Raw genomic sequence first — 26,650 nt, 5'->3', positions numbered from 1 at the left:
GCGTCAGCGCACGTCAGCGCGTGAGGATCAACGCCTCGCCCTGGCCTCCCCCGCCGCAGAGGCCGACCGCGGCCGTGCCCGAACCGCGGCGGACGAGCTCGTGCACGGCGTGCACCACGAGCCGCGCGCCGGAGGCGCCGATCGGGTGCCCGAGGGCGATGCCGCCGCCGTGGATGTTCACGACGTCCTCCCCCACCCCGAGCTCGCGCTGCGAGCGGGCGACGACGGCGCCGAACGCCTCGTTGATCTCGACGAGATCCAGATCGGATGCCGCGAGCTGCTGACGCTGCAGGGCCTGCGCGATCGCGCGCGCGGGCTGCGCGTGCAACGAGTTGTCGGGGCCGGCGACCTGCCCGGCAGCGCCGACCACGGCAAGCACCGGCCATCCGCTCGCGTCGGCGTGCGCGCGTGTGGTCAGCACCACGGCGGCGGCGCCGTCGGAGATCTGCGACGCGTTGCCGGCCGTGATCGACCCGTCGGCCGAGAATGCGGGGCGAAGACCCGCAAGCGTCTCCTCGGTGGTCTCGTCACGGATGCCCTCATCGGTGGTGATCGTCACCGCGGGACCGCGGCGTTGCGCCACCTCGACGGCGACGATCTCGGCGTCGAAGATCCCGGCATCCCGAGCCGCCGCGGCGCGCTGGTGCGACAGGGCGGCGACGCGGTCTTGCTGCTCGCGCGTGACCTCGAAGTGCGGGTTCAGCCGCTCCGTGGAGGCGCCCATGCTCTCGCGGTCGTACGCGTCGGTCAGACCGTCGTGGGCCATGTGGTCGAGCACCTCGACGGATCCGTAGCTCCAGCCCTCGCGCGAGCCCATGAGCAGGTGCGGCGCACGCGTCATCGACTCCATGCCGCCCGCGACGACGACCCTCGCGTCGCCGGACGCGATCATCCGCTTGGCGTCGATGATCGCGGTGAGGCCCGACAGGCACACCTTGTTGACAGCGGATGCCGGGACGTCCCAGCCGAGTCCGCCGGCGAGGGCCGCCTGCCGCGCCGGGTTCTGTCCGGCACCGGCCGGCAGCACCTGTCCCATGATCGCGGCATCCACGGCCTCGGCGGCAATGGCGCCCTGCGCGAGCGCGCCGGCGATGGCGAACCCGCCGAGCTGCGCCGCGGTGAACGAGGCGAGCTGCCCCTTGAGCCGCCCCTGCGGCGTGCGGGCGGCGGCCACGATGACGATGTCGTCGGTGCTCATGCGATCTCCTTGAGTGCGTCGGCGATGATCAGATCGGGTTCGGTGGCGGCGATGACCTCGTCGACGCTCACGCCGGGGGCCGTCTCGATGAGGACGAGGCCGCCGTCCGTGACGTCGATGACGGCCAGGTCGGTGATGATGCGGTCGACCACGCCGCGTCCGGTCAGCGGCAGCGAGCAGGCGTTCACGATCTTGGCCGAGCCGTCGCGGGCGACATGCTCCATCAGCACGATCACCCGCTCCGCACCGTGGACGAGGTCCATAGCGCCGCCCGGACCCTTGACCATCTTCCCGGGGATCATCCAGTTCGCCAGGTCTCCGGAGGCCGACACCTGCATCGCGCCGAGGATGGCCGCGTCGATCTTGCCGCCGCGGATCATGCCGAAACTCAGCGCCGAGTCGAAGAACGCGGCGCCCGGAAGGACGGTGACGGTCTCCTTGCCGGCGTTGATGAGGTCGGGGTCGACGTGCGCTTCGGTCGGGTACGGACCGACGCCGAGGATGCCGTTCTCCGACTGCAGCACGACGGTCACGTCGTCGGGCACGAAGTTCGGCACGAGCGTCGGCAACCCGATGCCGAGGTTCACGTACGACCCGTCGGCCAGCTCCGCGGCCGCACGTGCGGCCATCTCGTTGCGGGTGAGCGCCATCTCAGGCTCCTTCCGGGATGTCGCGATCGGCGCTGTCGTCGACCGTGACGGTGCGGCGCTCGATGCGCTTCTCGATGTCGGTGCCAACCTCCACGATGCGGTGCACGTAGATGCCGGGCAGGTGGATGCCGTCGGGGTCGAGTTCGCCGGGGGCGACGAGCTCCTCGACCTGCGCGATGCAGACCCTCCCGGCCATGGCGGCGAGCGGATTGAAATTGCGGGCGGCCTTGTGGAAGACGAGGTTGCCGTGGGTGTCGCCCTTCGCGGCGTGCACGAGCGCGAAGTCCGTGACGATCGCCTCCTCGAGCACGTAGTCCCGTTCCACTCCGGTGACGGCGAAGGCGCGGACGTCCTTCGGCGGCGACGCCACCTCGATGCCCCCGGCGCCGTCGTACTTGCGCGGCAGCCCGCCCTCCGCGACCTGGGTGCCGACGCCGGTCTGGGTGAAGAAGGCCGCGATGCCCGCGCCGCCGGCCCGGAGCTTCTCGGCGAGCGTGCCCTGCGGTGTCAGCTCCAGCTCGAGCTCGCCGGAGAGGAACTGCCGCTCGAACTCCTTGTTCTCGCCGACGTAGGAGGAGGTCATCTTGCGGATGCGTTTCGCGTTCAGCAGCACGCCGAGGCCCCAGTCGTCGACGCCGCAGTTGTTCGAGACGATCGACAGATCGCGCGTGCCCTGAGCCAGCAGCGCCTCGATGAGCGCGATGGGATTTCCCGAGAGGCCGAATCCGCCGACGGCCAGCGACGCGCCGTCCGGGATGTCGGCCACCGCATCGGCAGCCGACGGGTAGGTCTTGTCGATCACGAATCACTCCTTTGTCACCGCGTATCACCTCCATACTCCGCCGTCGCACACGGCCGCGCACGTCGGCGCTTGCCATGTGGATGCCGCGGCGCGTACTGTCCACATCATGGACGCCTCGCGACGAACCATCCCCGGCGCACAGTCAGTGGCACGCGCGGCGGCACTCCTCCGACTCGTCACGTCGGCGGGCGAGCAGGGCCTGTCGGTCGCGGAGATCGCACGCCGCGCCGAGCTGACCCGCCCGACCGCGCATCGCCTGCTGAGCGCGCTGCGTCACGAGGGCCTCGTCGACCAGGACGAGCACTCCGGCGCCTGGATGCCGGGACCCGAGCTCTATCTGATGGGCACGGTCGCGGCATCCCGCTACGACATCACCGCCATCGCGCGCGACATCGTCCGCTCGCTCGCGGTGCGCACCGAGGAGAGCGCGTTCCTGTCGGTGCGCCGTGGCGACGAGACGGTGTGCCTCATCCGCGAGGACGGCGCGTTCCCGATCCGGTCGTTCGTCCTGTCGGAGGGCGTGCGCTTCCCCCTGGGCGTCGCCTCGGCAGGGCTGGCCATCCTTGCGTTCCTGCCGCCTCACGATGTGGACGCGTACTTCGACCGGCATCCCGAGCTCGCCGAGCGCCACGGCGCGGCGCACGCCGAGCCGCGTCTGCGCGCGCGTCTGCGAGAGACGCAGGCCCGCGGCTACGCCCTCAACCCAGGGCTCATCGTCGAGGGCAGCTACGGCATCGGGGCGGCCGTGTTCACGCGCGCGGGTCACCCGCAGTGGGCGCTGAGCCTCACCGGGGTCGACTTCCGCTTCTCCCCCGAGCGCGTTCCCGACCTCGGACGTACGCTCCTCGCCCACGCGCACCAGCTGACCACGCGCATCGCCGCCGGCGCGCGCTAGCCGCCTCCGCCTCCGCCCCGGCATCCCCCGCCGAGAAACCACCTCGACGACGAGAAACCACCGCAGCGGTGATGTGTCGAGACGCCGATGGTTTCTCGGGATGCCGCGGGACGCGCCGGAGCTACGGCGCGTGGGGGACGGAGGCGGCGAGCTGCTCCTCCACCAGCGCGGCCAGGCGGTCGGCACCTGCGTGGGAGAGCACCACCGTGTAGTGGTTGAACTCCGGCCAGGCAACATGCGCCACCGACGGATAGGCCGCCAGCTGGGCGGCGAGGTGGACCGGCGGATACAGCCCAGGCGTCTCGTCCTGCAGTCCCCGCGGCACGGTGACGAGGGTGGTCGGCGTGGTGATCGCGTCGAGAGCGTCGCGCACCGTGTCACGCGTGTTCATGTCGACCGTGTCCTCGACGGTGGTGGCGTAGCTCGTCGCCGGTCGGTACGAGCCGTCGGGCTCGCGTTCGAGGTCGTACGCGAGGTAATGCTCGAGCGCCGGCGACCAGTCGTCCGCGAACGCGGGGTGCGCGCGCCAGAACGCCAGATAGTCGTCCACGTCGGCGAAGCGGCGCGAGAGTCGCGCAGCCGTCGGCCCGAGGATCGCCGCGACGAGCTCGTCCGGCGTCAGGTCGGCCGGAGCCGCCAGCGGCAGTCCCCCGTCGACGAGGAGCAGACGCGCAACCAGGTCCGGATGCCGGTGCGCGAACACGACCGACACGAACGCGCCCATGGAGTGCGCCACCACGAGGTCGGGCACGGCGTGCAACGCCGCGCATACGGTGGCCAGATCGTCGGCGTGGGCCGCCATACCCGCTGCTCCCTGCACGCCGTTGCTGCGACCGCGTCCGCGCAGATCCGGCGCGATGATCCTCACGTGCGGAAGCGCCTCGGCGAGCAGCTCCCACGCGAGGTGCGACGAGGTGACCCCATGGACGGCGAGGATCGTCGGGGCGCCGGGGTCGGCCTCCCACACACCGACCCGCAGCGAACCGCCGGGGACGGCGACATCGACCCCACGCACCACGCGGGTGCTCATCGCGCCGTCCACCCGCCGTCCATCGTGTAGCTGGCGCCGGTCACCATGCCGGCGTGGTCGCTCGCGAGCCATCCGGCGAGTGAGGCGACCTCCGTCGGCTCGATCAGGCGCTTGATCACCGACTCGGTGAGCATGATCTTCTCGACGACGTCGTCCTCGGCGATGCCGTGGACGCTCGCCTGGTCGGCGATCTGCTTCTCGACCAGGGGCGTGCGCACATACGCGGGGTTGATGCAGTTGCTGGTCACCCCGTGCGGCCCGCCCTCCAGCGCCGTCCCCTTCGACAGCCCCTCCAGGGCGTGTTTGGCCGTCACGTAGGCCGACTTGTACGCGCTTGCGCGGAGGCCATGCGCACTGGAGATGTTGATGATGCGACCCCAGCCGCGCTCGTACATCCCGGGCAGCACGGCCCGGATGAGAAGGAAGGGCGATTCGACCATGAGCCGCTGCATGAACCGGAAGCGGTCCGGCGAGAACTCCGTGATCGGCGCGACGGTCTGCACGCCCGCGTTGTTGACGAGGATGTCGGCATCCAGCGACAGGTCGTCCAGCGCCTCCGTCGCGGAGAGGTCCACGACCCACGCCTCACCGCCGAGGCGCTGCGCCACCTCGTGCGCGGCGTCGCCGTTGAAGTCGGCGATGACCAGGTGCGCGCCGCGCGCGGCGAACTCCTCGGCGCACGCGAGGCCGATGCCGCTCGCGCCGCCGGTCACGACGGCGCGACGCCCGGCGAGGTCCTGTTCAGTCATGGTCCTGTCCTCTCTCGCCGCGTGCCGCGAGCGCGTTGCGGATGAAGCGCATCATGCCGTCGATGACGGCGTCGGGGATCGCCGCCGGGGGCTGCCCCTCATCGTCGCGCTCCCACAGCAGGAAGCGCATGCCGATCAGCTCACCGGCGCCCATGAGGGCCCAGGCGGTCACCTCCGGGTCGAGACCGGCATCGACGTCGCCGGATGCCTGGGCGGCGCGCAGCCCGGCTTCGTACCCCTCCACGATGCGGGTGTAGTGCAGGCGCAGCATCTCGGGCGAGACGAACTCCGCCTCACGCACCACGCGGTACAGGGCCGGGTGCGCGGCCGTGAAGCGGAAGAACCCCTCGAAGCCCGCACGTTCGGCGTCGATGCGGTTGTCGGTGCCCGCCATGGCCTCGGCCATCGCGTGTCGCACACGCCGGTTGAGATCGACGACGAGCTCCTCGAAGATCTGCTGCTTGCTGTCGAAGTAGAGGTAGAAGGTGCCGAGGCCGATGCCGGCGCTCTCGGTGATCTTGACGATCGAGGCCTCGTGGTAGCCGAGCCGCGCGAAGACGTCCTCGGCGGCTTCGAGGAGTTTGCGGCGGGTCGCCTCTCCGCGCTTGGTCAGCGGTTTGCCGGCCGCGGAGAAAGCCGCTTCGGGCTCGAACTGCTCAACTGTGCTCACGAGCACTTCCTCTCACCATGTCGGCGGCCCGTGCGCGCAGTCGCGAACGGGCCAACTTCTCGATCGTGGACCGTGGAAGCTCGTCCACGAAGGCGACGCGCACGGGGACTTTGAAACTCGCGAGCTCGGCGCGGGCGTGCGCGAGCACCTCGTCGGTGCCGAGAGCGGCCCCCTCAGCACGCACGACGAACGCGACGCCGCGCTCGCCCCACACATCGTCCGGCACGCCGACGACGGCGGCGTCCGCGATCGCAGGGTGCAGCAGAAGTGCGCGCTCGACCTCCGCGGGGGCGACGTTCTCACCGCCGGAGATGAAGATGTCCTTGCGCCGGTCGACGATGCGGAACACGCCGTCGCGGTCGCGGTGCACGATGTCGCCGGTGCGAAGCCACGGCCCGGCCATCGCCCGCGCCGTCGCCTCCGCATCGTGGAGGTACCCGGCGAAGACGCTCGGACCGCGTACCCACAGCTCGCCGGTCGCCTCACCGCCGAGTTCGAGACCGGAGTCGGGATCGACGACCCGCACGTCCACGTGCGGGTAGGGCCGCCCAGCGGCGCCGGGGTGCGCGCGGCTCTCGGATGCCGGCAGGCACAGCACGTTGGGAGCGGCCTCGGTCAGGCCGTAACCCTGGGTGAGCGGCACACCGGCATCCGCCCACCGCGCCGCGAGCGCCGGTGGGATCGTCGCGCCGCCGACGAGCGCCTGGCGCAGCCGTCCGCGCGCGAGCGCGGCGAAGCCGGGGTCGTCGATCAGCAGCCGGTACTGGGTGGGCACCCCCATCATCGCCGTCACACCCCGCTCGGCGAGCAGCTGCAGCACCCGCCGAGGCTGGAAGGAGCGTTCGAGGACGACCGTCGCGCCGGCCCACCATGCCAGCAACGGCTGACAGTTCCACGCGGCGACATGGAACTGCGGCAGCACCGCGAGCACGATGTCCTCGGTGGTCAGCTGGGCGACACCGGCCAGCGCGAGGTTGTTCCAGAAGCAGTTCGCGTGGGTGAGGACGACGCCCTTAGGCGCGGCCTCGCTGCCGGAGGTGTAGATGACGAGAAGCGGATCGTCGTCACGGACGGCCCGGGCGGGCGCGGCATCCCTCCCGTCCCCGCGTCGCGGAACCGCGGCCTCGATACCGGTCGTTCCGAGCAGGGTCGTGGGCGGGGGTGCGTCCAGCCGCGCGAGCGCGTCGTTGGCCACCCCGAGGTACTCGTCCTCGATCGCCACGAGCGCGGGGGCCGCGTGCACGAGCGCCTCGCTCAGTTCGCGTGACGACAGCCGCCACGACAGCGGCACCATCGCGATGCCGGCCTTCGCGCAGGCGAAGAACACCACCACGTGGTCGATCGAGTTGCCGGTGATCGTCGCGAGCCGGTCGCCGGGACCGTATCCGGCGCGCCGGAGGGATGCCGCGAGCTCGCGGGCCCGGGCTTCGAGGTCGCCGTAGCCGATGCGCACACCGCGGTCGTCGATGGCGGTGCGGTCGGGTGTGCCGCCGGCGCGATCGGTGAGCCAGCGGCCGATCGTGTGCGCGCCGTCGAGGTCGCCGTTCACGATCTCCACCTCGTTCGGACGCTCACGCGCGCACCCCCGCGGGCTCCGCGACGGTCTCGTCCGCGTCGTCGATCTGGCGCAGCTGCGAGCGTGTGCGCTCGCCCCGACGACGACGCACCGCCGCATCGATCGTGCCGGCGATGCCGCCGGGCAGGAACATCACCACGAGGATGAACAGTACGCCCAGCAGGAACAGCGGCTCCGACAACGGGATGCGCAGCACGTCGGGAAGGTCGCGGATCCACTCCGCGCGCGCCAGCACCGTGAGCCGCTGGTCGAGGATCGTGTACAGCACACCGCCCACGATGGCACCCCACCGGAACCCGACGCCGCCGAGAACCACCATCACGAGCACGGTGATCGTGAGATCGGCGCCGACGGTGCTGGGCTGCGTGCCCGACTGCAGCAGCATGTACGCGATGCCGGCGAGCGAGGCGCAGAGGGCGGCGAGGATGAAGACGAGCAGCTTCGCGGTGTAGGGGCGCAGTCCGAGCACCTGCACGCGCAGCTCGGTCTCACGCACCGCCTGCGCGAGATGTCCGAGCCGCGAGCGGTCCACCCAGAGCACGACGAGGTAGACGACCACCAGCACGCAGAGCGTCACCCAGTACAGGTTGCGCGTGTTCGACACGCCCACGAGCCAGGAGGGCACCTGGTCGACGGGGAGACGCAGACCCTCCTCGCCACCCGTGACGTCCTGGTTGCGGCGGACGAGCACCGATCCCGCCTGGGCGAACGCGAGGGTGACCATCGCGAACGGGATGCCGGACACCCGCATCGAGATCGCGCCGGTGAACGCGGCGATGGCGAGACCGCCGACGAGCGCGATGAGCGCCCCAGGCCACAGCGGGACGCCGAAGAACTTCAGCGCGAGTCCGAGACCGTACGCCCCGACGCCGAAGTACAGCGCATGGCCGAACGACAGCATCCCGGACGTCCCCAGAAGCAGGTTGTAGGAGAGGGCGAGAGCCGCGAACACCATGCACAGCGAGAGGAGGGCGAGCGAGCCCGGCGTGTAGGTCGCTCCCGGCAGGATGCCGGGGATCGAGATGTTCAGCAGCGGCAGCACGGCCATCACGACCACGAGCGTGGCACCGACGACGAACGGCAGGTAGGCCCCCTTGCGGCCGGGCACGAGGGTGGGAACCCCGGTGGTGACGGTCATGCTTTCCTCCCCATGAGTCCGGTGGGTCGCACGAGGAGCACGACAGCGAGCAGCACCACCACGATGAAGTCGCCCGTGCCGCTCAGGTAGACGTTCGCGAACTGTTGCAGCACCGCGACAAGCACCGACGCGATCGCGGCGCCCGTGAGCGAGCCGAGGCCGCCGATGACGGTCACGATGAACGCGAAGATGAGCAGCGTCGCGCCCAGGTGTGCCGACACGAACGTCGTGTAGTGCATGGCGAGGACTCCGCCGATGCCGGCGGCCGCGCCCCCGATCGCGAACACGAGGGTGAAGCTGCGGCGCACGTCGATGCCGAGGGCGGTCACCATCGCGCGGTTCTCGACGCCGGCCCGGATGATCATCCCGTATCGCGTCTTCTTCAGGAACAGCACGAGGGCGACGAGCACGAGGGCTGCGGCCAGCATCAGAACCCAGTAGGTGTTCGGGATGCGCGCCCCGAGGATCTCGGTGGTCTCCTTCAACCACGCGGGACCGGCGATGTTCACGGCATCCGTCCCCCAGATGCCCTCGAACAGCGCGACCGCGGCGAAGGAGAGTCCGACCGTCACGAGCACCTGCTCGATATGACGCTCGTAGAGCGGGCGGATGAGCACCAGCTCGGTGAGCGTCGCGAACAGCGCGCCGACGGCGGCACCGACGAGGATCGAGACGACGAACGAGCCCCACGAGGCCGTGCCCAGAGCCTGCGCCACCTGCCATCCGATGAAGGCGCTGAGGGTGAGGAAGGCACCGTGCGCGAAGTTGAGCACGTGCATCAGGCCGTAGATCAGGCTCAGCCCCGACGCGACGAGGAAGTACAGCGCGCCGAGCCCGACACCGGTGAGGAGGATGAGGACGATGCTGCTCACGAGTGCACCTCCGCGCTGACGCCGAGCAGGCGCGTGGTCAGGGCGTCGTCGTCGAGGATGTCGCGCGCCTTCCCCGTGTGGACGACGCGCCCACCGGCGATGACGATGGCGCCGTCGGCGAGAGCGCGCACGACGTCCAGGTTCTGTTCCACGAGGAGGATCGGCACGATCTTCGCGGCTTCCTGAAGGGCGCGCGCCACGTCGCCGACGATCTTCGGGGCGAGGCCCTTCGTGGGCTCGTCGACCAACAGGATGCGGTTGTCGTTGAGCAGCGCTCGCGCGACCGACACCATCTGCTGCTGTCCACCGGAGAGCGTTCCCGCGAGCTGCGACCGCCGCGCCATCAGGTCGGGAAAGAGCTCGGCGACGAACTCCCGGCGCGGCTTGCTGTCACGCTCGGCGAGGGCGAGGTTCTCGGCGACGGTCAGGCTGGCGAACACCTCGCGGTCCTCCGGGACGTAGCCCACGCCGCGCTGGACGATGCGGTGGGTGGGCAACCCGTCGATGCGCTCGCCCGCGAGCAGGACCTTCCCCTTGCGCGAGATGAGCCCCAGGACGGCGCGCATGGTCGACGTCTTGCCGACCCCGTTGCGGCCGAGCACGGCGGTGATCCCCGTCGCCGGAACTTCGAAGGAGACGTCCTCGACGACCTGCTGACCCGCGATGGCTGCCGACAGGTGCGTGACCGTGAGGATCGGTGTGCTCATGCGGCCGACTCCCCCGCCGGCTCCAGGCCGCGGCCGAGGTAGGCGCTCTGCACCACGGGGTTCTCCATGATCCGCGCGGGTGAGTCGAACGCGATGATCGACCCGGAGTACATGACGGCGACCTTCTGGACGAAGCCCATGAGCACGTCGATGTGGTGCTCCACCATCAGCACCGTGCAGCCCGTCAGCTCTTGCATCTCTCGGATGGTGTCGACGAGCCCGGCGACGTCGCCGGACGCGACGCCCGCCATCGGCTCGTCGAGCAGCACGATCTTGGCCTCGGTCGCCAACAGGACGGCGATCTCAAGCTTGCGCTTGTCACCGTGGGAGATGTCACCGGCCGCCGTGTCGAGCTTGTGGGTGAGCCCGACCTTCACGAGCTGATCGAAAGCGAGCTCCGTTGCGGCATCCGTTCTGCGAGGAAAGCGCAGCAGCGAGAAGTTTCCGCCGCGGCCGACCTGGGCCGCCAGGCGCACGTTCTCCAGCACGCTGAGGCGCGGGAACAGGCTCGAGGTCTGAAACGTGCGCCCCAGTCCCGCCCGCGCACGCTGTGCGATGGACGCGCGAGTGATGTCGACACCGTCCATCACGATGCGACCTGCGGTCGGCCGCGCGACGCCCGAGATCACATTGAACAGCGTGGTCTTTCCTGCGCCGTTCGGCCCGATCACGCCGACGATGCTGCCGGGCGCGACATCGAGGTCGACGTCTTTCAGGATGGTCGCTCCGCCGATCTGCAGGCCGAGACCTTCGATCAGCAGCGCGGACGGGACGGGGGTGCTCATACGGATGCGCCTCGTTTCGGGATGCCGTGTCGCGATCTACTTCTTCGCCGGGGCGACCTGCTCGGCGGGAACGGTGTCGACGAGCGCGGGTGTGAAGCTGCCGCCGTTGGCGACGAGCTTGACCTGGTACATGTCCTGGATGAGCGCGTGGTCGCCGGCGCGCACGGTGAGCGCACCCTTCGGGCCCTGGAACGTGTAGTCCTCGAGGCTCTTGACCATCGCCTCGACGTCGCCCTTCCCTTCCTTGACGGCGTGGACGATCATGAATGCCGCGTTGAAGCCGTCGGGGGTGAACAGGTCGGGCGTTCCGCCGGCCTTGGTGACGGCCTCGACCATCTTGGTGTTCACGTCGTTGTCCGGGGCCCCCGGGAAGTAGTAGTTCAGGAACTTGATCTTCTCGGATGCCGCACCATAGGCACCGAACGTCGCCGAGTCGCCGAGACCGGTGACGACGGGGACGGCGTCCAGCACGCCCTGCTGGCTCATCGACTGCCACATCGCGCCGGACGTGGCACCGGCCCAAGCGACGAAGACGAGGTCGGGCTTGGCGGCGAGCACCTGCTGGGCGAACGGCGTGAACTCGGTGACGTCTTCGGCGACGAGCACGCTGTTCACGGTCGCGCCCTTCCCACCGAGGATGGCGGTGACGGCGGCCTCGTTGCCCTTGCCGAAGGCGTTGTTCTGGGCGAAGACCGTCACGGTCTTGCCGGTGAGGTCGCCGAGGAAAGTGCCCGCGGTCGCGACATCCTGCGCGGACTGACGACCGCTGCGGAACGTGTACGCATTCACACCCGTCAGAGCGTCGGCGGCAGCGGGGCCTGAGATGAAGAGGACCTTGTTCTGCCCCGCCTGCTCGGCGACGGCAGCGGCGACACCCGAGGAGGCGCTGCCCGCCAGGATGTTCACCCCCTGACCGATGAGCTCCTTTGCGACGCCGACGGCCGTGTCGGGGTCGCCCGCATCGTCGCGGTAGTCAACGGTGATCTTGGTGCCGTCCACTTCGTTGGAACCGTCGGTGGCGTAGTCGAGACCGGCTTTGAAGCCGTCGAGATACTGCTTGCCGTAGCCGGCGAGCGGACCTGTCTCGCTCGTGACGACACCGACCGTGACCTCCGCGGGTCCGCCGCCGGCGGTCGCCGTTCCACCCGTCGTCGCGTCCTGCGGCGCGCAGGCCGACAGGGCGAGAACCGTCGTCGCGACGACGGCCACAAAACTCACGTGGAGCAACTTCTTCGTAACCCGCATGTGCGTGCCTTTCACCGTTGGAAGGAAGACCTGAGAACCGATTCAGGTACTGCAATCATGTGCAGGCGGACGCCCCGTGTCAAACAACGCGCACCGACGCGCGGTCACGATCCGATAACCTCTTTGCATACCTCGGGTATATGCTTGCGGTATGCAACACTCCGACGACATCCTGCGACTGCTCATCGGCGCGCACGCCCTCACACGGGTGGTGGCCCTGGACACCCGCACCGACGCCCCCTCCGCCCAGTGGCGCACGCTGGTGCTCCTCCGCGACAACGGACCGCTGCGCATCGGCGACCTGGCGACGCTCTCGCGGGTCACTCAACCCGGGATGACGCGGCTGGTCGCACAGATGGCGGATGCCGGGCTCTTGGAGCGGACGAGCGACCCCGACGACTCCCGCGCAACGCTCGTCTCGGCCACAGAGGCCGGCATGACCGCCCTCGACGAGTGGCTGGAAGTGCTGAGCTCAGCCCTCGCACCGCGCTTCGCCGACCTGGACGAGGACGAATGGCGCACCATCCGCCGCGCCGCGGACATCGTCAACGCGCGTACACGCGTGGCGGAGGTGGCTCGATGAACAACGCCCACACGTCCCAGAAGGTCACCATCTGGCGCCAGCCCGCTCAGGTCTGGGCCGTCGCCTTCGCGTGCGTCATCGCCTTCATGGGCATCGGTCTGGTCGACCCGATCCTTCCCGCCATCGCCGAGTCACTGCGCGCCACTCCCGTGGAGACCGAGCTGCTCTTCACGAGCTACCTCGTCGTCACGGGTCTTGCGATGCTCGTGACGAGCTGGATCTCCTCCCGCATCGGCACGAAGGCGACGCTGCTGATCGGCCTCGGCCTCATCGTCGTGTTCGCTCTGCTGTGCGCCGTATCGGGAAGCGTCGATGCCGTGATCGGCTTCCGCGCCGGGTGGGGCCTGGGCAACGCCCTGTTCATCTCGACCGCGCTCGCGACGATCGTCGGGGCGGCCTCGGGCGGCAGCGCCGCGGCGATCATCCTGTACGAGGCGGCGCTCGGTCTGGGCATCGCGATCGGTCCGCTCCTCGGCGGCATCCTGGGTGAGATCAGCTGGCGCGGTCCGTTCTTCGGTGTCGTCGCGCTGATGGCGATCGCCTTCCTCGCGGTGCTCGTGCTGCTGCGCGGCGGCGAGGAGAAGCGGACGCCCGTGACGCTGTCGGCGCCTTTCCAGGCGCTGCGCCAGCCGGCCTTGGCGGTGCTCGCAGTCACCGCCCTCTTCTACAACATCGGCTTCTTCGTCCTGCTGGCCTTCTCCCCCTTCCCGCTCGGGTTCGGTGCGATGGGGATCGGTCTGACCTTCTTCGGCTGGGGCGTGGCGCTGGCGATCACGAGCGTGTGGATCGCACCGATCCTGCTGCGTCGACTGTCGCGGAGCACGGCGATGCTCATCGTGCTGCCGTTGCTGGCGATCGACCTGTTCGTAGCCGCGGTCGTCGTGGCCTCGGCTGCGGGGCTGGTGGTCTGCATCATCGTCGGCGGACTGCTCCTGGGTCTCATGAACACGATCCTCACCGAGTCGGTGATGGAGGCGACCGACCTGCCGCGATCGGTGGCCTCGTCGGCGTACTCGGCCGTCCGCTTCCTCGGCGGAGCTGCCGCTCCCCCGATCGCCGCTGCGCTGTGGCACGCGTTCAACGCCTCGGTACCGTTCGTGTTCGCCGGCATCTCGCTGCTGATCTCGGCCGCGACGATCCTGATCGGCCGCCGGGCGCTGGCGCGCATCGACGCGCACGATGCGGATGCCGCGGAAGAGGCAGCCGCGGTGCTCGTGGGCGACGCGGCATAGGCCGTCCTCGCCGGAGCTTGGGGGCAGTTCGGGAGGAGAATTCACCCCGGGAGGAGCGCAACGGCGCGTTCATCCTCCGGAGGTGATCTCTCCTCCCGTTCTGCGCGCGGGCAAGGGCGTTAGCAACGACGAAGGCCCGGTCCGCGATCACTCGCGAGCCGGGCCTTCCTTCGGTGCACCCCCTGGGACTCGAACCCAGAACCCACTGATCCGAAATCGAATGCCTCACCAGCTTCAACAGGCAGTGGACCCTGACTGCCGAATCCGAAACGATCCACCGGCCCGAGGCTAGAAAAATGCCTGGTCAACAGGAACTTCCTTTCGCGCATGGAGCGCCATGAGTTCGCATCGTTGCTCGTTGAGAGACTATCGCGACTACGTTGGAACGCTCACCAATTCGTGAACATACGTCGTCTATTTCGGACCGGGATGCGCAATCTTGGACCATTCCTGGATCACCGGATCCCGCCGAGTCAGCACGTGGCGCGATGTCGAACTCGTCGAAGGACGCCTGACGCGCGAGCACCATCGCGGGCCTGGGCACATGGCGCGGCACGCCTGCGCCCGCTCGCGGTGCACGATATGAAGATCCTGTAGGAGCGACGGCACGTCGCCGGGCTCGCGGACGATGCTGCTTGCGAGGTCTTCGCAGGCTCATGAGTAGCCGCCGTGCATGTGGTGGGTATGAGTCAGACCCTCCGCGCCCTCCCTCTATCCCCCACCGCTGTCATCCCCGAGCGATCCCACGCTGGTGACGCCGGCTTCGACCTCGTCTCGGATGTGGAGATCACGATCCGCCCCGGCGGGCAGGCGCTCGTCGGGACCGGCATCGCGATCGCCTTGCCTACCAATACGGTCGGGCTGGTCTGCCCTCGCTCCGGCCTGGCCTCTAAGCACGGCATCACCGTCCTGAACGCGCCCGGAATCATCGACGAGAGCTACCGCGGCGAGGTCAAGGTGATCCTCGTCAACCACAGCAACGACCACTTCCGTGTGCGCTGTGGCGACCGAATCGCACAGCTCGTCATCGTCCCCTACCTCGCACCGACCGTCGAGATCGTCGATGAGCTCGAGGCGACCGTCCGCGGATACGAGGGTTTTGGAAGCACGGGCTTCTCGACCGCGGCCGCAGCATGAGCCGGTCGCTTCGCAGGCTCGTGCGCGGGGTGGGCGCTCTCGAGCCACAAGCGACGCGCGTCTGCCCAATACGCTGACCGGATGAGTGGGGATTCTTTCGAGGGGCCATCGGAGTTCGAAGCGAACGTCGTGTACCCGCCGCAGATGTGCCCGGAGTGTGGCCGGTCAATGTCGGTGGGCATCTTCGAGGACGAATCCCTCACTCTCGTTTTCCGATGCGAGGAGCACGGTGAGATCGGTGTCGTCGCTGTGAGGGACGTGCTCGACCCGTAGTCGTAGCCATCAACGGTGGCCTATGACGTTGTCGCGGTCCTGGTGGTGTCGCTCAGCCGCCAAGCACGTCGTCAACGGTGAGCATCGGCTCGTCTTCGGGCGGCCCGACCACGATGTTGAGTGCGCGGATCGTGCGGCAAGGGAAAGGGTCGCCGTCCTCTGTACAGTCGCCGAATTGCTCCCGCTGATGTTGCGCTCGAAGCGCGTCGGCGAGCATGGTCAGACGCGGCGTCGCCGGCCCGCGGGATGCCTGTCCAGCGGCGTAGCCCGCGGCGACAGCGGGCCTGAGCACGACGCGCATACTCTCGACCGCTTCGGGAGGAGTTCCGGGCGCGATGAGGCCCGAGAGGATGTCTTCGACGATCGTGGAGGCGTGGGCGAGCTGGCGCTCATCAGGGTCGGTCATACGCCACACATGCACGGCCCTCAGAACATGTCGAACAATGGAACGTCGTAGGAGCTGGCGATGATCTCGCGCGCCGTGTCGGCCGCGACACCGTTCTGGTCGCTGTTAATCGCGGCCAGAAGCAGAGCTCGCTCATCGCCCGTCATGCCGGCGAGGATCCGTCGAAGCCGATCGCGGAGCTCCTCCGCGCTTAGCCGCCGCGGCGGTGCAGAGGGTCTGCCGCGTGTCTCGGAGTTGTCGATGATCGCCCTGACGATCGACGCGCCGTACAGGCCATACTCGAGCTCGACGTCGTCGTCTCGATGCTCGTCGCGTCCGTCCGGGTAGACGATGAGACCTGGAAGCTCCAGCGGTCGCCATCGGGAGTGCGAGACGAACAGATGCCCATCTTCTGGGACGTGATCGAACCCCGTCCTTCCGGTGATGACTGCGCCAGGCAGAAACTGAGCGACAATCTCCCGCCAATGTGCCGCGACCAACTGCTCTGGGGTGAGGTGCGGGGAGTCAGTCCAAACGCCCCGCGCAACGGCTCGCACGCTGCCATCGTTGACACGACGCAGACGCGTGGATTCCGAAGGGAAGTCGGCGGCGAACAGGATGGCCACGCGGCCAGAGTAGTGGAGGTCGCGGAGCAAGACGCCCGAGTAGACGCGCTTCGAGGTTGCCGCAGGGGTGGATCGAAAGCCAACTACCTGGAGTGTGCAACCCATGGCGAATCCCTTCCTCGTACTCGGCGGAGTCGCCGTTGGTGTCGTCACGGCAGGTATCGGAGTGCTGCAGGTTCCCGGGTGGATCGACGCCGCGAACGATTCGGCGGTTATGAGCGATCTGACGCAGGTGTCTCTGGCTCAGGAGAGTGCATCGACGTCGGCAGGCAAGTACGTCGAGCTCGCTGCCCTGGAGAGCGGCTCGGTGGAGTCGACGGCCCTGGGCGTGAAGCTCCAGCGCTCGTCGGGCGTACCACTGTTCGCTGTATCGAACGTCGGCGGCGACCGCTGGGCCGCGATCGGGCGCTCGAAGTCCGGGTACGTGTTCGTGCGAACCTCGGACTCGACCCGCGTCATCCGAAGCGACAAGAAGATCGTCGACGCCGCCACGATCACGAACGCAGACTTCCCTGAGCTGCCTGTCAGCATCTACGCCGGCGGCATCGGCGGAACGCCCACCATTTCATTCGCCGGACCACTGCCTACCGAAGCGTCGGGATGGAAGGCCGCTCGAGGATCGAACGTCGCTGACTGGGTGTCGAACTCGCTGCCAGGGAAGGCCGTTCACCCTGCCACGATCGCTCACTCCGCGTTGCTGACGTCCGCCGACGTCGTGAACCAGACCGATGGCTTCACCGTCTCCGCAGACCTCCGTCTCGCCGACGGCACCCCTCTTGCTGGGATCGCACTCGGGAGCAGCACTGACGCGCTCACCATCGCGATCGATGAGCGAAGCAAAACCGGCACAGCGGCGTCGCTGCAGATGCGTTCGAACTTCGACACGGCCAGCGTTCAGCCGCTGCTGGTCAACCACAAGATTCTGCGGGACACGACCTACAACCTGAGCCTCACCGTCGTCGGCAACTCGCTTCGCGCTGTGCTGACCGAAGTGGCATCTGGAACCATCATCACCGACACGACCGTGACCGTCCCGTTCCCCACGTTCACCGGCATCACTCGGGTGGGCGTGTACGGCCACCAGGGTGCGACGATCTCGAACCTCGTCGTGCGCTGACACAGTCTCAGATGTCGCGGCGAAGCGCCGTCCACCGCGACATGTGGGAGCCCAAACACTGACTCAGGACACCGTCACAGGCGTTCGCTCAGCAGTCCGCGCGTGCGCTGCGCTAGATGTAGCGCTCCCAGTCTTGCTGCTCACCGTCTTGGTCGGCACCAGGACAACTGCTCCGCTCACGATGAGTGCTCGAAGCTTGTCGATGACCTCAATCATGATGGAATCGGCGCGGCCCCACTTCTCGGCCACTGCGTCGATGACATCCGGCAGCGACACTGTCGCTGCCGCGGAACGCCGCAAGACCTCATAAAGCTCCACCGAGACGCGAACACTCTCGCCTTCCGGGCAAGCCAGATGAACGGTGCTGTGGTCGTGGACACGTACGGCGACGCCCGTGGGACTGACGATCGAGATGTCAGAGAAGAGACGCCGGAAGTCATCGGGCGTGCAGTACGGAGGCAGCTCGCGTAGGGATCCCGTCGAGATCATCTCCAACACCTTCGAGGCAGATCCGAGCTCTGCGGCCGCGTACGCGCGAGTGCAGGGAGTCGAGCGAGATAGAGCGGAACAGACTTCGCTGCCGGCTACCGCGTCCTCAATCAGAACAACGGAAGCCGCGCCACGAGGCATGAACGCGCGCGAACGATGGGGAGAGCGCTTCTTGAACAGGTCAACTCCAGGAGGTAGAGGCTTGTGACCTCCCACCCCTGCGGCATGCCGATTCTCTCTTCAGCCGGGGCTGCTGTTGCCTTCGGCAGCGTTCAACTCGACGAGCCGTTTCACCAACGGCAGCGAGTTCACGATCTCGTCGTCGCTGGCGGAATCCAGCCAGTCCATGTACTCCGAGAATGGATCTGCGAGTAGGACATCATCGTTCTCGTAGTCGAACCCGATGTAGTTCGCCGGGGCGAGGAGCGCGAAGTAACCCAGCACTGATCGCAGTCGTCGCACGACGGAACGGGAGTGGATCATTGCGATGATGTTCTCGCGGTGGGACGGGGAAAGCTGCTCCAACGGAACGACCGCACCGGTCCGAGTCGTCCACGACTCTGTGTTCATCCACCACCCCATGAGGGACGGCGCCTTCGCATGTTCTTCCATAACGCCCACATGCACGGTGCCAGCACTAGCTGCGTCGCTACAGCGCTTTCGGAAGCGCCTCACGGATGAACCGGGCCTCAGCGATCCAGTCGAGCCACCCTGGAAGCACATCTTGGGGTGAGTAGTCGAGGGGGAATGCTACGAACGAGCGAGCGGATCGGATCGTGTGCATATTGATGGCTGCGGCCGCCACAGGTTTCCGCCTCTCTTCGTGATGGAGGCTGAGCGCAATCTGGGGTGTGATCGCGATGGTGAGGCCGCGCGCCGCCCAGAGCGGCGTGTTGAGCCCGAACTGAGCCATCTTCGGATCCCGTTCAAACCCGTCGGGTGCCCCGTCTCGAATCCCGTATTGAGCAGCGAACGCGTCAGACATCGCGAGGCATCGAGAGTCATAACGCATCACGTCCCACCTCATATCCAGAAGCGCGTGGGCAACGGGATCCCAGGCGTCCTTCGGTCGGGCGAAGACGTTGTCGCGGTTCGACCATGCTTCGAAGAGGTGGAGGGTCGAAACCCGCAGAAGGGAAGACTGCCGATCAAAGGGCGTGCCTTCCCCCGCGTCCCTGCTGCCCGAAGTGTCCCCGACAGCGTGGCTGATGTAGCCGAGCCTGTCACGACTCCGCGCTTGCTGAAGACTTGCTAGCCATGCGATTGGTTCCGACAGTTCTCTCGGCAGCTGCTTGAGACCGGTGTCGCGCTCGATCTCCGCCATGGCGGCGCTCGCCTCTCCCTCGATCAGACTCATGCGCTTCTCGAGGGATTCACGGTCCGCCGACCCATCGAGCCGTATGAGTGTGTGACCTCCGTTCACATGGCCCACTTCACGCGGGCGCTTCTTGCGGGGCACGTCGTCTCGATCGATCGGGAGATGCCAGAGATAGCCGCCGCGGGCAAACCTGTTGAGGAGCATCTGCGGAACAAAATGATGCTTCTTCGGCGGTGACACTCTGTGAGCATATGACCCTAAGCTCCGGAATCGATCGTCGCCTTGGCGGTCGGGCTCGAGCTCAGTATCCGTGCACGCACGCAGTGATCTTCTGACCGCTGTTTCCTATCAGTGGGAGCATCCAGCCCGAGGCCACGTCGTACCGATCGTGAACGGGCTTGGTGGACGAGTCGCTGGTGATGAAGAACTGGTAGCCGTCGGACGGGGATGGTGTGAACTCGACCCAGTTCACCGTCTTTCCTGCGCGCTCGATGAAGCGCTTGGCATCGCGAAGGTCGAGAGTCCCGGCCCAGCCGTAGCGGAAGGGGTACTCGGTGAACTCGATGCGTCCCGTGGCTTCCAGAGCGACGCATGCCTTCGTCGGGCTCCACTCCCCCTCGCTGCGCTGCGTGACGCCATACCAGGCGTCACCGTAGAGGACCGTGGGTGGTAGGTCTGGGGTTGCACAGACCTCCATCGTCAGTGGTCTCGTTTCGTTGATGTAGGCGTTCGACCAGTCTGGATTCCAACCCCAGTTATCGACGCCCGTGACCACTACTTCGTTCGCGCGCACGTCGAACCGGACCTGAGTGCTCGTCGCGTACCAGTACTGGTCGTCCCCATAGAAGGGGGCGCCGTTGCGTTGAAGAGTCACCGACCAAGGCGCATTCGATGGCTGATCGCCGACGATCGAGATGGTTACGCAGGTCGGCTGGGATGGGCCCATGTTGGGTACCTTCCAGTCAACGCCGGTGACCACGGTGTGAGGTCCTGCCCGCACTATGCCGGCTGGGTTCCGGACGCCGGGCGCGAAGCCGGGATACTGCTCACCCTGGTCATCGGGATCGATAGTCGGCAGGGGCGTTGGCGTCGCGGTGGGCACTGACGGCACGCCTGTCGGTGGCGTCTCGGTCTCGCCGTCCACGTCGTCGGAATCCTGGGACGACTTCCAGGCGAACGAGCAGCCAGCCTTTGCGGACACATCATCGGCCGAGGTGGAGCTCGCTGTTTCGGAGGAGCTGAATGCGCGCGCGAAGTAGCGGCCGGTCGCGGAGCGAGCCACTGCGCACCATGCCTTGCCGTCTTCCGATGTCGACAGTCGCAGTCCGACGTCGACGCTGCGTTGCAGTCTGACGCCGGGGCTCGCGCTGGATGCGGATCCCGCCTCGAGCGCCTTGACGGTCGTCAGGTAGGAGCCCTGAGTGCTCATCGCGGCCTCCTGGACTGCGGACACTTGAGCGAGATCGCTGATGGCAGCTGAATCTTGCGCGGCAGCGACCCAACCCGGTACGGCGAGTACGCCGGTCGCAGCTGTGACGACGCCCACGGCGACCGCCCCGAGGACGAGGAAGGGGTTGGCCATGACACCCACCCCTGCGGCATCCGCTCAAGGCGACGGCTTGGGCGGTCGGCGACTATGGCTTGGAGGGGCGGTTGCGCTCTACGAGCACGACCGGACGATCACCAGTTCGGAGATTCGCGGGACGACATCCACTGCAGCTCGAACTCGGCGTAGGTGAGCCGTGGGTAAGCCTCCCAGTGCTCGATGAGTTCTGGTGACGCGTACGCGTAAGCACGGATCGATGGACCCATGAACAGGGAGATGGGGTCGATCCTCTTCCTGCGCCCGCGTTCGTTCAGGAGGGCTTCGTTGCAGGCTTCAGCTGCACGCTCGTACCTTGCGTAGAGGACCTGGTCGTACTCAGCGCGGCACTCGCGCCACTCTGCGAAGCCTGCAGCTATGCGTGCGCTCATACCGGTATCACCAGCCGAGGCGCTCTGGAGTCGGTCATATCCACCACATGCACGGCGGCGCGGTGGGTTCAACAAACGGTCGGTAATCGAACGGCGGAGCACGACGGCAGCGGGGCCTGCGAGACGACAGCGTCAGCGTTCAACAACCCGTGCCGATACTCTGATGGCGCACCGCGGGTTGCGGGTCACCTTTTCGGGACGGGGACGGGATGGCGCTGGTGGGTCTGGTGCGTGTCAGCACCCAGAAGCAGGAGACGGCTCGGCAGCATGACGCGCTCGACCCGATCTGCGTAAAGGTCTTCGAGGAGAAGGTCAGCGGCAAGCTCGAGATCGCAGAGCGCCCGGGGCTGGTTGCGGCCCTCGCGTACATCCGGCCGGGCGACATGCTCACCGTGCTCGAAGTTGACCGACTCGGCCGCAACCTCCTCGAGGGGCTCCTGATGCTGAACACGCTCTTCGAAAGGGGCATCAGCGTGAAGGTCGTTGAAGGCATCGCCGCAGGCGAGCACGTCGAGCGCAGCCTGATCCTCGATCTTGCTCTCGCCCTAGCGGAAGACCGTCGTCGCGATATCTCCCGCAAAACGCGTAGCGGGCTTGAGGCGGCGCGAGCGCGAGGCCGCGTCGGCGGCCGCCCCACTGTCGTCGACGCGGACAAGCGTGCGGCTATCCTCGCTCGTCGGGCGCGCGAGGAGTCAATCCGTGAGATCGCTCGCGGCGTGGGAGTGTCAGCGGGAACCGTCCACCGTGTGCTGAGGGCGTCCGAGGCCTAGGCGAGGCCGGCGGATACGATTCACGGGTGTTCCTCTCTCACCCGCGCGGGTTTCGTGACACTGCACTGATCGTGGACCGACTTGCCATGCTTGAGTCTGAGAGTGCCGTGCAGCCACTGCGAGAATGGGCGCGAAGCCTGTCGGAACGCTCCGGGGAGCTAGTCCCCCAGTTCGACCCTGCGGAGGCAGGCGTCGACGCCAAGCTGCTCTTCCTCCAGGAAGCCCCTGGGCCGATGACAAATGCCGGTAGTCGGCGTCGGGGATCGGGGTTCATCTCCGTCGACAACAACGATGCCACCGCCGAAGCTGTCTGGCGCGCGAGGGACGCAGCTGGCCTTCACGATGGGTTCCTCGCTTGGAACATCGTCCCTTGGTACCTGGGCGCCGCGTCTCGCAAGCCGACGGCGCGGGAGGTAGCGGAAGGTGCGCAGGCCACCCTCGAACTCTTGAGCCTTCTGCCGTATCTAGAGGTGGTCGCTCTCGCCGGTCGGTACGCCCAGGCGGGGTGGCAGCGGCACATCGCACCGGTCGTCGGCGAGGACGTCGTGACAGTGAACGTGTGGCACCCTTCGCCGTTGTCACTCAATCAGCCAGGGCGCCGCGCCGCGTTCAACTCATCGATGGTCGGTCTGTCAGGAGTTCTCCGCGAGTCGTGAGAACCCTCGACGCGCCCGCCATTCCGGAACCCACTCCGGAAGGTGATCGGGGCAGAACGCCGCGCCGTTGCGCTGGAAGAACCAGTCCGACTTCGTCATCGCCCAGCGTTCGTCGGCGATCGTTGCCACGCACGCATCCGCCGAGCACTGGTGGACGCGCCGCCACGGCTCGTCCGTCACGGCACGGTCGCCTTCGCCGGCGAAGTCTTCACACTCGTCGTCACGGATCCACTATGGCAGGCGAGCTCATGCTGCCGGCCGACGGCAGCCGCGATGGGGCGGTCGCTGTAGGGCCCGCGCACGCCCAGGATTTCGCAGCCCGGACGGTCGCAACTGACGGTGTGCTCCTCACCGCCGTCGACCCAGGCGGAGTTCCAGCGATGCGCACGCCATGCCGCTCCGTGCCAACGCCTCCGTCTCCAGAGAACGTCATGGCGGAGATCATCGAGGTAGTAAGCGGCGTTCGAACGCTCCCCGACCTTCCAGCTGCCACGGTGATCGCACACCAAACAACCGTCGGGCGCGATCGTGCGCAACACGAAGAGTGAGACGAGCGTGATGGCCACTTTGACCAGCGCAGCGGTCGCCGGCAGAACCGCCAGGCCGATGAAGAAGGAACCGATATCGAACTGCATGCTCACCACATGCACAGTCGGATCAGTCGGAGGCGGCCGCCTGAGACTGTTCCGCAGCTCTTTCGCATGTTCTACGTCGGGCTGCCAGTCCGCGATTGAGCCGTCTCCGCAAGACGTCGATTACGGTCAGTGGAGGCACAACGTGTTCGCTGACTGGGTCGGCGTCGGCATCCACCGCCAGCGCTACGGCGGAATCACTCGGAGGTGCGCGCCAGGGCCTTCTCGACTGCTCTGTCGCGAGACCTGCGCCACTGATCGATGGCGATCGGCGCGATGACCACAGCCACCTTGAGCACGGCGAAGACAGTCTGACGACGCCCCATCGCAACCCCCTCAGCCAATCCGGCTCGGTGGCCGGCGCCCCACACTATGTTCCCCATGCTGAGCCTCTCGTCGCGTTGAGCCTACAGCTCGTCGCGGTCCGAAGGGTCAGGCGTGTGCGGGTCGTTCCCGTTGACGTCAGGCAGGTATTCCCAGCTCTCCGCCTGCGCCTTCGTCAGGTAGGCGCGAACATCGCTCATCGCCCAGAAGCCCTCTTCGACTGTCACCTCATCGCCAGGGATGTCGGAGAGGATCGCAACGATGGAATACCCGTCCCATTCGGCGGTGCCGCGGTCGCTGCCCTGTGTGATGCGATACGCCCTGCCGCGGTAGACGAACGTGTGGTCGCGGCGGATCGTGATCGGGGCGAAGATGCCGCATTCCTCTTTGTAGATGCGTCGCTGCGCGGCCCTCAGGTGCCGATCCTTCGAGGCGTTCACCTGGCTCTCCGTGCGATAGCCGCCGCTGACAGCGGAGCGTGCGGAACATGAGCAGGACCACTCGATCGCACCCGGCAACCACTCGATGCTGACGCAATGCTCGAGTCGCAGGCGCGCGCGGGCGCGTTCACTCGCCGCGTGGTCATAACCGGCCATCACACCGGGCCTCGGTCCAGCGGGTCAAGAAGGCCGCCATCATGTACGTCGCTGAGGTCAACAAGGTTCGCTCCGGGGACGCATAGGAACGGACCGAGGGGATCTAGCTCGACCGTCGGCGCGAGGAGCAGGGGGCACAACCATGGTCGAGGTGTCTCCTCGCAAGAGGTCGGCGTTTCGTCGCTCACAACCCGATCCTCTCTGCGAACTCGTCCGGCGTGATTGTCTCGATGCCGAGTTCCTGTGCCTTGGCGAGCTTCGAGCCAGCGCCGTCCCCTGCGACGAGGAGGGACGTGTTCTTCGACACCGAACCGGAGGACTTGCCGCCGTGACGTTCGATGAGCTCGTTCATCTCGTTCCGACCGTATGCTTCGAGCTTCGTGCCCTTCGTGGACCCTGTGACGACAACGGAGAGCCCGGTGAGCAGGTCGGCGCCGGCAGCTGGGGTCTCAGCTTCGGAAGCCACACCGAGGTCGATGAGGTTCTCGATGACCGTTCGGTTCTTCTGCACACCTGCGTAGATCACTTCGGCCCGGCCAGCGGCGATCCCCTCGACCCGTTGGAGGTCGTTGGGCGTCGCGGCGAGCAGTGCGTCGAGGCTGCGGAAGTGAGCTGCGAGACGACGCCCAAACGTTCGTCCGGTCATGCGGACGCCGAGGGCAGTTATGACGCGATTCAGAGGCTGCGACTTCGCTCGCTGGATGTTCGCGTAGACCTTCGCGGCGTTTGCCACTCCGAGTCTGCGTACGGCGCCAGTGGAAGTCTCACCCATCGGCAGATTCGCGAGCTGCTCTTCCGTCAGGGTGAAGAGGTGGTCAAGCCGCTCAACACGGTTGCCATCGACGAGGGCATCGGCGATCTCGGAGCCGAGTCCGTCGATGTCAAGGACGTCGCGCGACGCAGCGTAGCGGATGAGCGCGCCAACCGACTCAGCAGGATTGGTGGAGGTGAGGAACTTGCCGCGCTGCACATATGGGAAACCATCGGCGTCCTCGGTCGGCGGAGCCCACGGAACGGTGGTCTCGTCATTGGTGACAGAGAGAACCTGAGGGATGATGTCGTTCGCTTTGTAGACGGTCGCCTTCGAGCCGATTCGGATGTCCTTCTCTGCGATCAGCGAAGTGTTGTGCAACGAGGCGCGGCTGATCGTGGAGCCGTCCACAAGGACCGGGTCGAACACAGCAGTGAACGAGAGGTTGCCGGTGCGGCCCACCTCCACGAGGATGTCGCGGATCGTGGTCTCTCCCGTCTGCGCCTCGTACTTGTACGCGACTGCCCACTTCGGCGAGCGTGAACCGCTGCCCATCCGGGATCGAACGGCCGGGTCGATGGCCTTGATCACGGCACCGTCGGTCGGGTAGCTGTACTCAGCTCGCATCGCGCCGAACTCCTCCAACGCCATGATGACGCCGCGATACTGTCGTGCGCTGGCGGTCTTGGCGCCGGGCAGTTGATCAGCGTAGATGAACGCATCGGCGGCGGCGGAGTCTGCCGGGATACCGTCATGCTCGTAGGTGACGAAGGTCATCTGGACCTCGTAGCCGAGGGTCTCCGCACGGACGGATCCGGCCGCCGCGTTACGGGGGTTGGCGAATCCCACCTTCCCAGACGCGATGCGATTGGCGTTGGATCGGGCGAAATCATCGACCGTCATGACGAGCTCACCGCGAACCTCGAAACCGACCGGCGCGCTCGTGCCGATGAACTCCGGAAGCCCATTCACGATCACGCCCTCTCGGAGGACGCGTTCGGTCACGTCTTCTCCAGCTTGCCCGTCCCCACGGGTGACTACCTGAGCAAGCTTCGCATCGCTGTAGATGGCCCGGATGGCGATCCCGTCCAGCTTGGGCTGAACCGACACCAGCGTGGACTCGTGGCCACCGGAGACGTCCATGACGCGCTCGAGGAGCCTCCGGATGTCGGCTTCGCTCTTGACCTTCTCGAGAGAGAGCATCGGGGTCGGGTGCGGGACATCTCCGGCCGGACCGACCCCCGCCGCGACCACGGTGAAAAGCCCATGCTCCACGACGTGGTCCGGGTTCTCACGCTCGTAAGCCTGGATGCCCGCAAGGAGCTCGTCATACTCGGCGTCCGTCATCATCGGCGTGTAGCCGTCGTAGTAGGCGCCGGCGGCCTGGACGGCACGTTCGACGGCGGCGGTGTAGTCAGAGCGTTCGTGGAAGGCGTTCATGATCACCACATGCACGGTACCGCGTGTCGC

General features: G+C 67.3%; 31 protein-coding genes. 7 read left to right on the top strand and 24 right to left on the bottom strand.

Going from position 1 to position 26,650, the window contains the following annotated elements:
* Positions 1 to 13: 13 nt before the first annotated feature.
* From HMPREF1529_RS11740 to HMPREF1529_RS11730, 3 genes are read right to left on the bottom strand one after another with little or no spacing between them, the layout of a single operon-like run.
* Positions 14 to 1,198: an acetyl-CoA C-acyltransferase gene (locus HMPREF1529_RS11740; protein WP_016464994.1), complete on the bottom strand. Its 1,185-nt coding sequence runs from the start codon at positions 1,196 to 1,198 to the stop codon at positions 14 to 16.
* Entirely contained in the window at positions 1,195 to 1,848 is a 654-nt protein-coding gene (locus HMPREF1529_RS11735) for a 3-oxoacid CoA-transferase subunit B (protein WP_005050087.1), read from the bottom strand. Before HMPREF1529_RS11735 ends, HMPREF1529_RS11740 begins: the two co-directional genes overlap by 4 nt.
* Position 1,849: 1 nt before the next feature.
* Entirely contained in the window at positions 1,850 to 2,650 is an 801-nt protein-coding gene (locus HMPREF1529_RS11730) for a CoA transferase subunit A (RefSeq protein ID WP_016464993.1), read from the bottom strand.
* Positions 2,651 to 2,756: 106 nt separating this feature from the next.
* Here HMPREF1529_RS11730 and HMPREF1529_RS11725 point away from each other — a divergent pair, with 106 nt between their 5' ends.
* Positions 2,757 to 3,545 carry an IclR family transcriptional regulator gene (locus tag HMPREF1529_RS11725; protein WP_005050082.1) on the top strand — a complete coding sequence of 263 codons (789 nt, stop codon included), beginning with the start codon at positions 2,757 to 2,759 and terminating at the stop codon, positions 3,543 to 3,545.
* Positions 3,546 to 3,666: 121 nt separating this feature from the next.
* On the opposite strand, the gene HMPREF1529_RS11720 is transcribed toward HMPREF1529_RS11725, so the two are convergent.
* The 9 genes from HMPREF1529_RS11720 to HMPREF1529_RS11680 are packed head-to-tail and all read right to left on the bottom strand — an operon-like array spanning position 3,667 to position 12,317.
* Entirely contained in the window at positions 3,667 to 4,575 is a 909-nt protein-coding gene (locus HMPREF1529_RS11720; protein WP_005050080.1) for an alpha/beta fold hydrolase, read from the bottom strand.
* On the bottom strand, positions 4,572 to 5,324 hold the full coding sequence (locus HMPREF1529_RS11715; RefSeq protein WP_016464992.1) for a 3-hydroxybutyrate dehydrogenase: 753 nt from the start codon (positions 5,322 to 5,324) through the stop codon (positions 4,572 to 4,574). The genes HMPREF1529_RS11720 and HMPREF1529_RS11715 overlap by 4 nt, the downstream gene beginning before the upstream one ends.
* Positions 5,317 to 5,994: a TetR/AcrR family transcriptional regulator gene (locus HMPREF1529_RS11710; RefSeq protein ID WP_005050076.1), complete on the bottom strand. Its 678-nt coding sequence runs from the start codon at positions 5,992 to 5,994 to the stop codon at positions 5,317 to 5,319. The genes HMPREF1529_RS11715 and HMPREF1529_RS11710 overlap by 8 nt, the downstream gene beginning before the upstream one ends.
* Positions 5,981 to 7,543: a class I adenylate-forming enzyme family protein gene (locus tag HMPREF1529_RS11705; RefSeq protein ID WP_005050074.1), complete on the bottom strand. Its 1,563-nt coding sequence runs from the start codon at positions 7,541 to 7,543 to the stop codon at positions 5,981 to 5,983. Before HMPREF1529_RS11705 ends, HMPREF1529_RS11710 begins: the two co-directional genes overlap by 14 nt.
* Before the next feature lie 22 nt (positions 7,544 to 7,565).
* Complete coding sequence (locus HMPREF1529_RS11700; RefSeq protein ID WP_016464991.1) at positions 7,566 to 8,708, bottom strand: branched-chain amino acid ABC transporter permease; 1,143 nt, start codon at positions 8,706 to 8,708, stop codon at positions 7,566 to 7,568.
* Entirely contained in the window at positions 8,705 to 9,580 is an 876-nt protein-coding gene (locus HMPREF1529_RS11695) for a branched-chain amino acid ABC transporter permease (protein ID WP_005050070.1), read from the bottom strand. The genes HMPREF1529_RS11700 and HMPREF1529_RS11695 overlap by 4 nt, the downstream gene beginning before the upstream one ends.
* Positions 9,577 to 10,287 (bottom strand): ABC transporter ATP-binding protein, encoded by a 711-nt coding sequence (locus HMPREF1529_RS11690; RefSeq protein WP_005050069.1) that lies wholly within the window; start codon positions 10,285 to 10,287, stop codon positions 9,577 to 9,579. Before HMPREF1529_RS11690 ends, HMPREF1529_RS11695 begins: the two co-directional genes overlap by 4 nt.
* Positions 10,284 to 11,072, bottom strand: a complete 789-nt coding sequence (locus tag HMPREF1529_RS11685; protein WP_005050067.1) for an ABC transporter ATP-binding protein — start codon at positions 11,070 to 11,072, stop codon at positions 10,284 to 10,286. Before HMPREF1529_RS11685 ends, HMPREF1529_RS11690 begins: the two co-directional genes overlap by 4 nt.
* Before the next feature lie 36 nt (positions 11,073 to 11,108).
* Entirely contained in the window at positions 11,109 to 12,317 is a 1,209-nt protein-coding gene (locus HMPREF1529_RS11680) for a substrate-binding domain-containing protein (RefSeq protein ID WP_016464990.1), read from the bottom strand.
* Between the two features lie 151 nt (positions 12,318 to 12,468).
* Between HMPREF1529_RS11680 and HMPREF1529_RS11675 the strand changes: the two genes are divergently transcribed.
* The 3 genes from HMPREF1529_RS11675 to dut all read left to right on the top strand — a co-directional run bounded on the left by HMPREF1529_RS11675 (position 12,469) and on the right by dut (position 15,269).
* Positions 12,469 to 12,900: a MarR family winged helix-turn-helix transcriptional regulator gene (locus HMPREF1529_RS11675; RefSeq protein WP_005050063.1), complete on the top strand. Its 432-nt coding sequence runs from the start codon at positions 12,469 to 12,471 to the stop codon at positions 12,898 to 12,900.
* Positions 12,897 to 14,132: an MFS transporter gene (locus HMPREF1529_RS11670; protein WP_016464989.1), complete on the top strand. Its 1,236-nt coding sequence runs from the start codon at positions 12,897 to 12,899 to the stop codon at positions 14,130 to 14,132. The genes HMPREF1529_RS11675 and HMPREF1529_RS11670 overlap by 4 nt, the downstream gene beginning before the upstream one ends.
* Before the next feature lie 684 nt (positions 14,133 to 14,816).
* On the top strand, positions 14,817 to 15,269 hold the full coding sequence (gene dut, locus HMPREF1529_RS11665; RefSeq protein ID WP_016464988.1) for a dUTP diphosphatase: 453 nt from the start codon (positions 14,817 to 14,819) through the stop codon (positions 15,267 to 15,269).
* Between the two features lie 325 nt (positions 15,270 to 15,594).
* Here the strand turns inward: dut and HMPREF1529_RS11655 are convergent, their stop codons facing one another.
* Positions 15,595 to 15,948, bottom strand: coding sequence for a hypothetical protein (locus HMPREF1529_RS11655; protein ID WP_036283466.1), 354 nt, complete (start codon positions 15,946 to 15,948; stop codon positions 15,595 to 15,597).
* Positions 15,949 to 15,968: 20 nt separating this feature from the next.
* Positions 15,969 to 16,553 (bottom strand): hypothetical protein, encoded by a 585-nt coding sequence (locus HMPREF1529_RS11650; protein ID WP_016464986.1) that lies wholly within the window; start codon positions 16,551 to 16,553, stop codon positions 15,969 to 15,971.
* 103 nt (positions 16,554 to 16,656) lie between these two features.
* Between HMPREF1529_RS11650 and HMPREF1529_RS16185 the strand changes: the two genes are divergently transcribed.
* Complete coding sequence (locus HMPREF1529_RS16185; protein ID WP_016464985.1) at positions 16,657 to 17,670, top strand: hypothetical protein; 1,014 nt, start codon at positions 16,657 to 16,659, stop codon at positions 17,668 to 17,670.
* Positions 17,671 to 17,733: 63 nt separating this feature from the next.
* Here the strand turns inward: HMPREF1529_RS16185 and HMPREF1529_RS11640 are convergent, their stop codons facing one another.
* From HMPREF1529_RS11640 to HMPREF1529_RS11620, 5 genes are all read right to left on the bottom strand, one after another.
* Positions 17,734 to 18,159, bottom strand: a complete 426-nt coding sequence (locus HMPREF1529_RS11640) for a hypothetical protein (RefSeq protein ID WP_036283460.1) — start codon at positions 18,157 to 18,159, stop codon at positions 17,734 to 17,736.
* 240 nt (positions 18,160 to 18,399) lie between these two features.
* The gene (locus tag HMPREF1529_RS11635) at positions 18,400 to 18,642 is read right to left on the bottom strand and encodes a hypothetical protein (protein WP_157533941.1); all 243 of its coding nucleotides are present in this window, start codon (positions 18,640 to 18,642) and stop codon (positions 18,400 to 18,402) included.
* A gap of 166 nt (positions 18,643 to 18,808) precedes the next feature.
* Complete coding sequence (locus HMPREF1529_RS11630) at positions 18,809 to 19,717, bottom strand: DUF4238 domain-containing protein (protein ID WP_157533940.1); 909 nt, start codon at positions 19,715 to 19,717, stop codon at positions 18,809 to 18,811.
* 61 nt (positions 19,718 to 19,778) lie between these two features.
* The gene (locus tag HMPREF1529_RS11625; RefSeq protein WP_016464982.1) at positions 19,779 to 21,059 is read right to left on the bottom strand and encodes a hypothetical protein; all 1,281 of its coding nucleotides are present in this window, start codon (positions 21,057 to 21,059) and stop codon (positions 19,779 to 19,781) included.
* Positions 21,060 to 21,157: 98 nt separating this feature from the next.
* A complete protein-coding gene (locus HMPREF1529_RS11620) occupies positions 21,158 to 21,451 on the bottom strand; it encodes a hypothetical protein (RefSeq protein WP_016464981.1) in 294 nt (97 codons plus the stop codon).
* A gap of 209 nt (positions 21,452 to 21,660) precedes the next feature.
* Here HMPREF1529_RS11620 and HMPREF1529_RS11615 point away from each other — a divergent pair, with 209 nt between their 5' ends.
* Both HMPREF1529_RS11615 and HMPREF1529_RS11610 read left to right on the top strand, forming a co-directional pair.
* Positions 21,661 to 22,221 carry a recombinase family protein gene (locus HMPREF1529_RS11615; RefSeq protein WP_016464980.1) on the top strand — a complete coding sequence of 187 codons (561 nt, stop codon included), beginning with the start codon at positions 21,661 to 21,663 and terminating at the stop codon, positions 22,219 to 22,221.
* Between the two features lie 86 nt (positions 22,222 to 22,307).
* On the top strand, positions 22,308 to 22,877 hold the full coding sequence (locus HMPREF1529_RS11610) for a uracil-DNA glycosylase (protein WP_016464979.1): 570 nt from the start codon (positions 22,308 to 22,310) through the stop codon (positions 22,875 to 22,877).
* Here HMPREF1529_RS11610 and HMPREF1529_RS11605 read toward each other — a convergent pair.
* The 5 genes from HMPREF1529_RS11605 to ligA all read right to left on the bottom strand — a co-directional run bounded on the left by HMPREF1529_RS11605 (position 22,854) and on the right by ligA (position 26,620).
* The gene (locus tag HMPREF1529_RS11605; RefSeq protein WP_157533939.1) at positions 22,854 to 23,006 is read right to left on the bottom strand and encodes a hypothetical protein; all 153 of its coding nucleotides are present in this window, start codon (positions 23,004 to 23,006) and stop codon (positions 22,854 to 22,856) included. The two genes, HMPREF1529_RS11610 and HMPREF1529_RS11605, sit on opposite strands and share 24 nt — an antisense overlap.
* 47 nt (positions 23,007 to 23,053) lie before the next feature.
* Positions 23,054 to 23,518 (bottom strand): hypothetical protein, encoded by a 465-nt coding sequence (locus tag HMPREF1529_RS11600; RefSeq protein WP_157533938.1) that lies wholly within the window; start codon positions 23,516 to 23,518, stop codon positions 23,054 to 23,056.
* Positions 23,519 to 23,706: 188 nt separating this feature from the next.
* Positions 23,707 to 23,835 (bottom strand): hypothetical protein, encoded by a 129-nt coding sequence (locus HMPREF1529_RS16420; RefSeq protein ID WP_269634122.1) that lies wholly within the window; start codon positions 23,833 to 23,835, stop codon positions 23,707 to 23,709.
* An 81-nt stretch (positions 23,836 to 23,916) separates the two neighbouring features.
* Complete coding sequence (locus HMPREF1529_RS11595; protein WP_232212118.1) at positions 23,917 to 24,273, bottom strand: hypothetical protein; 357 nt, start codon at positions 24,271 to 24,273, stop codon at positions 23,917 to 23,919.
* 340 nt (positions 24,274 to 24,613) lie between these two features.
* On the bottom strand, positions 24,614 to 26,620 hold the full coding sequence (gene ligA, locus HMPREF1529_RS11590; protein ID WP_016464974.1) for an NAD-dependent DNA ligase LigA: 2,007 nt from the start codon (positions 26,618 to 26,620) through the stop codon (positions 24,614 to 24,616).
* Positions 26,621 to 26,650: the final 30 nt, after the last annotated feature.

Origin of the sequence: Microbacterium sp. oral taxon 186 str. F0373 (assembly GCF_000411455.1) — a bacterium.
Taxonomy (GTDB): Bacteria; Actinomycetota; Actinomycetes; order Actinomycetales; family Microbacteriaceae; genus Microbacterium.
Note: the sequence above shows the minus strand (reverse complement) of the source record. Positions and strands in the feature narration are given on the sequence as shown.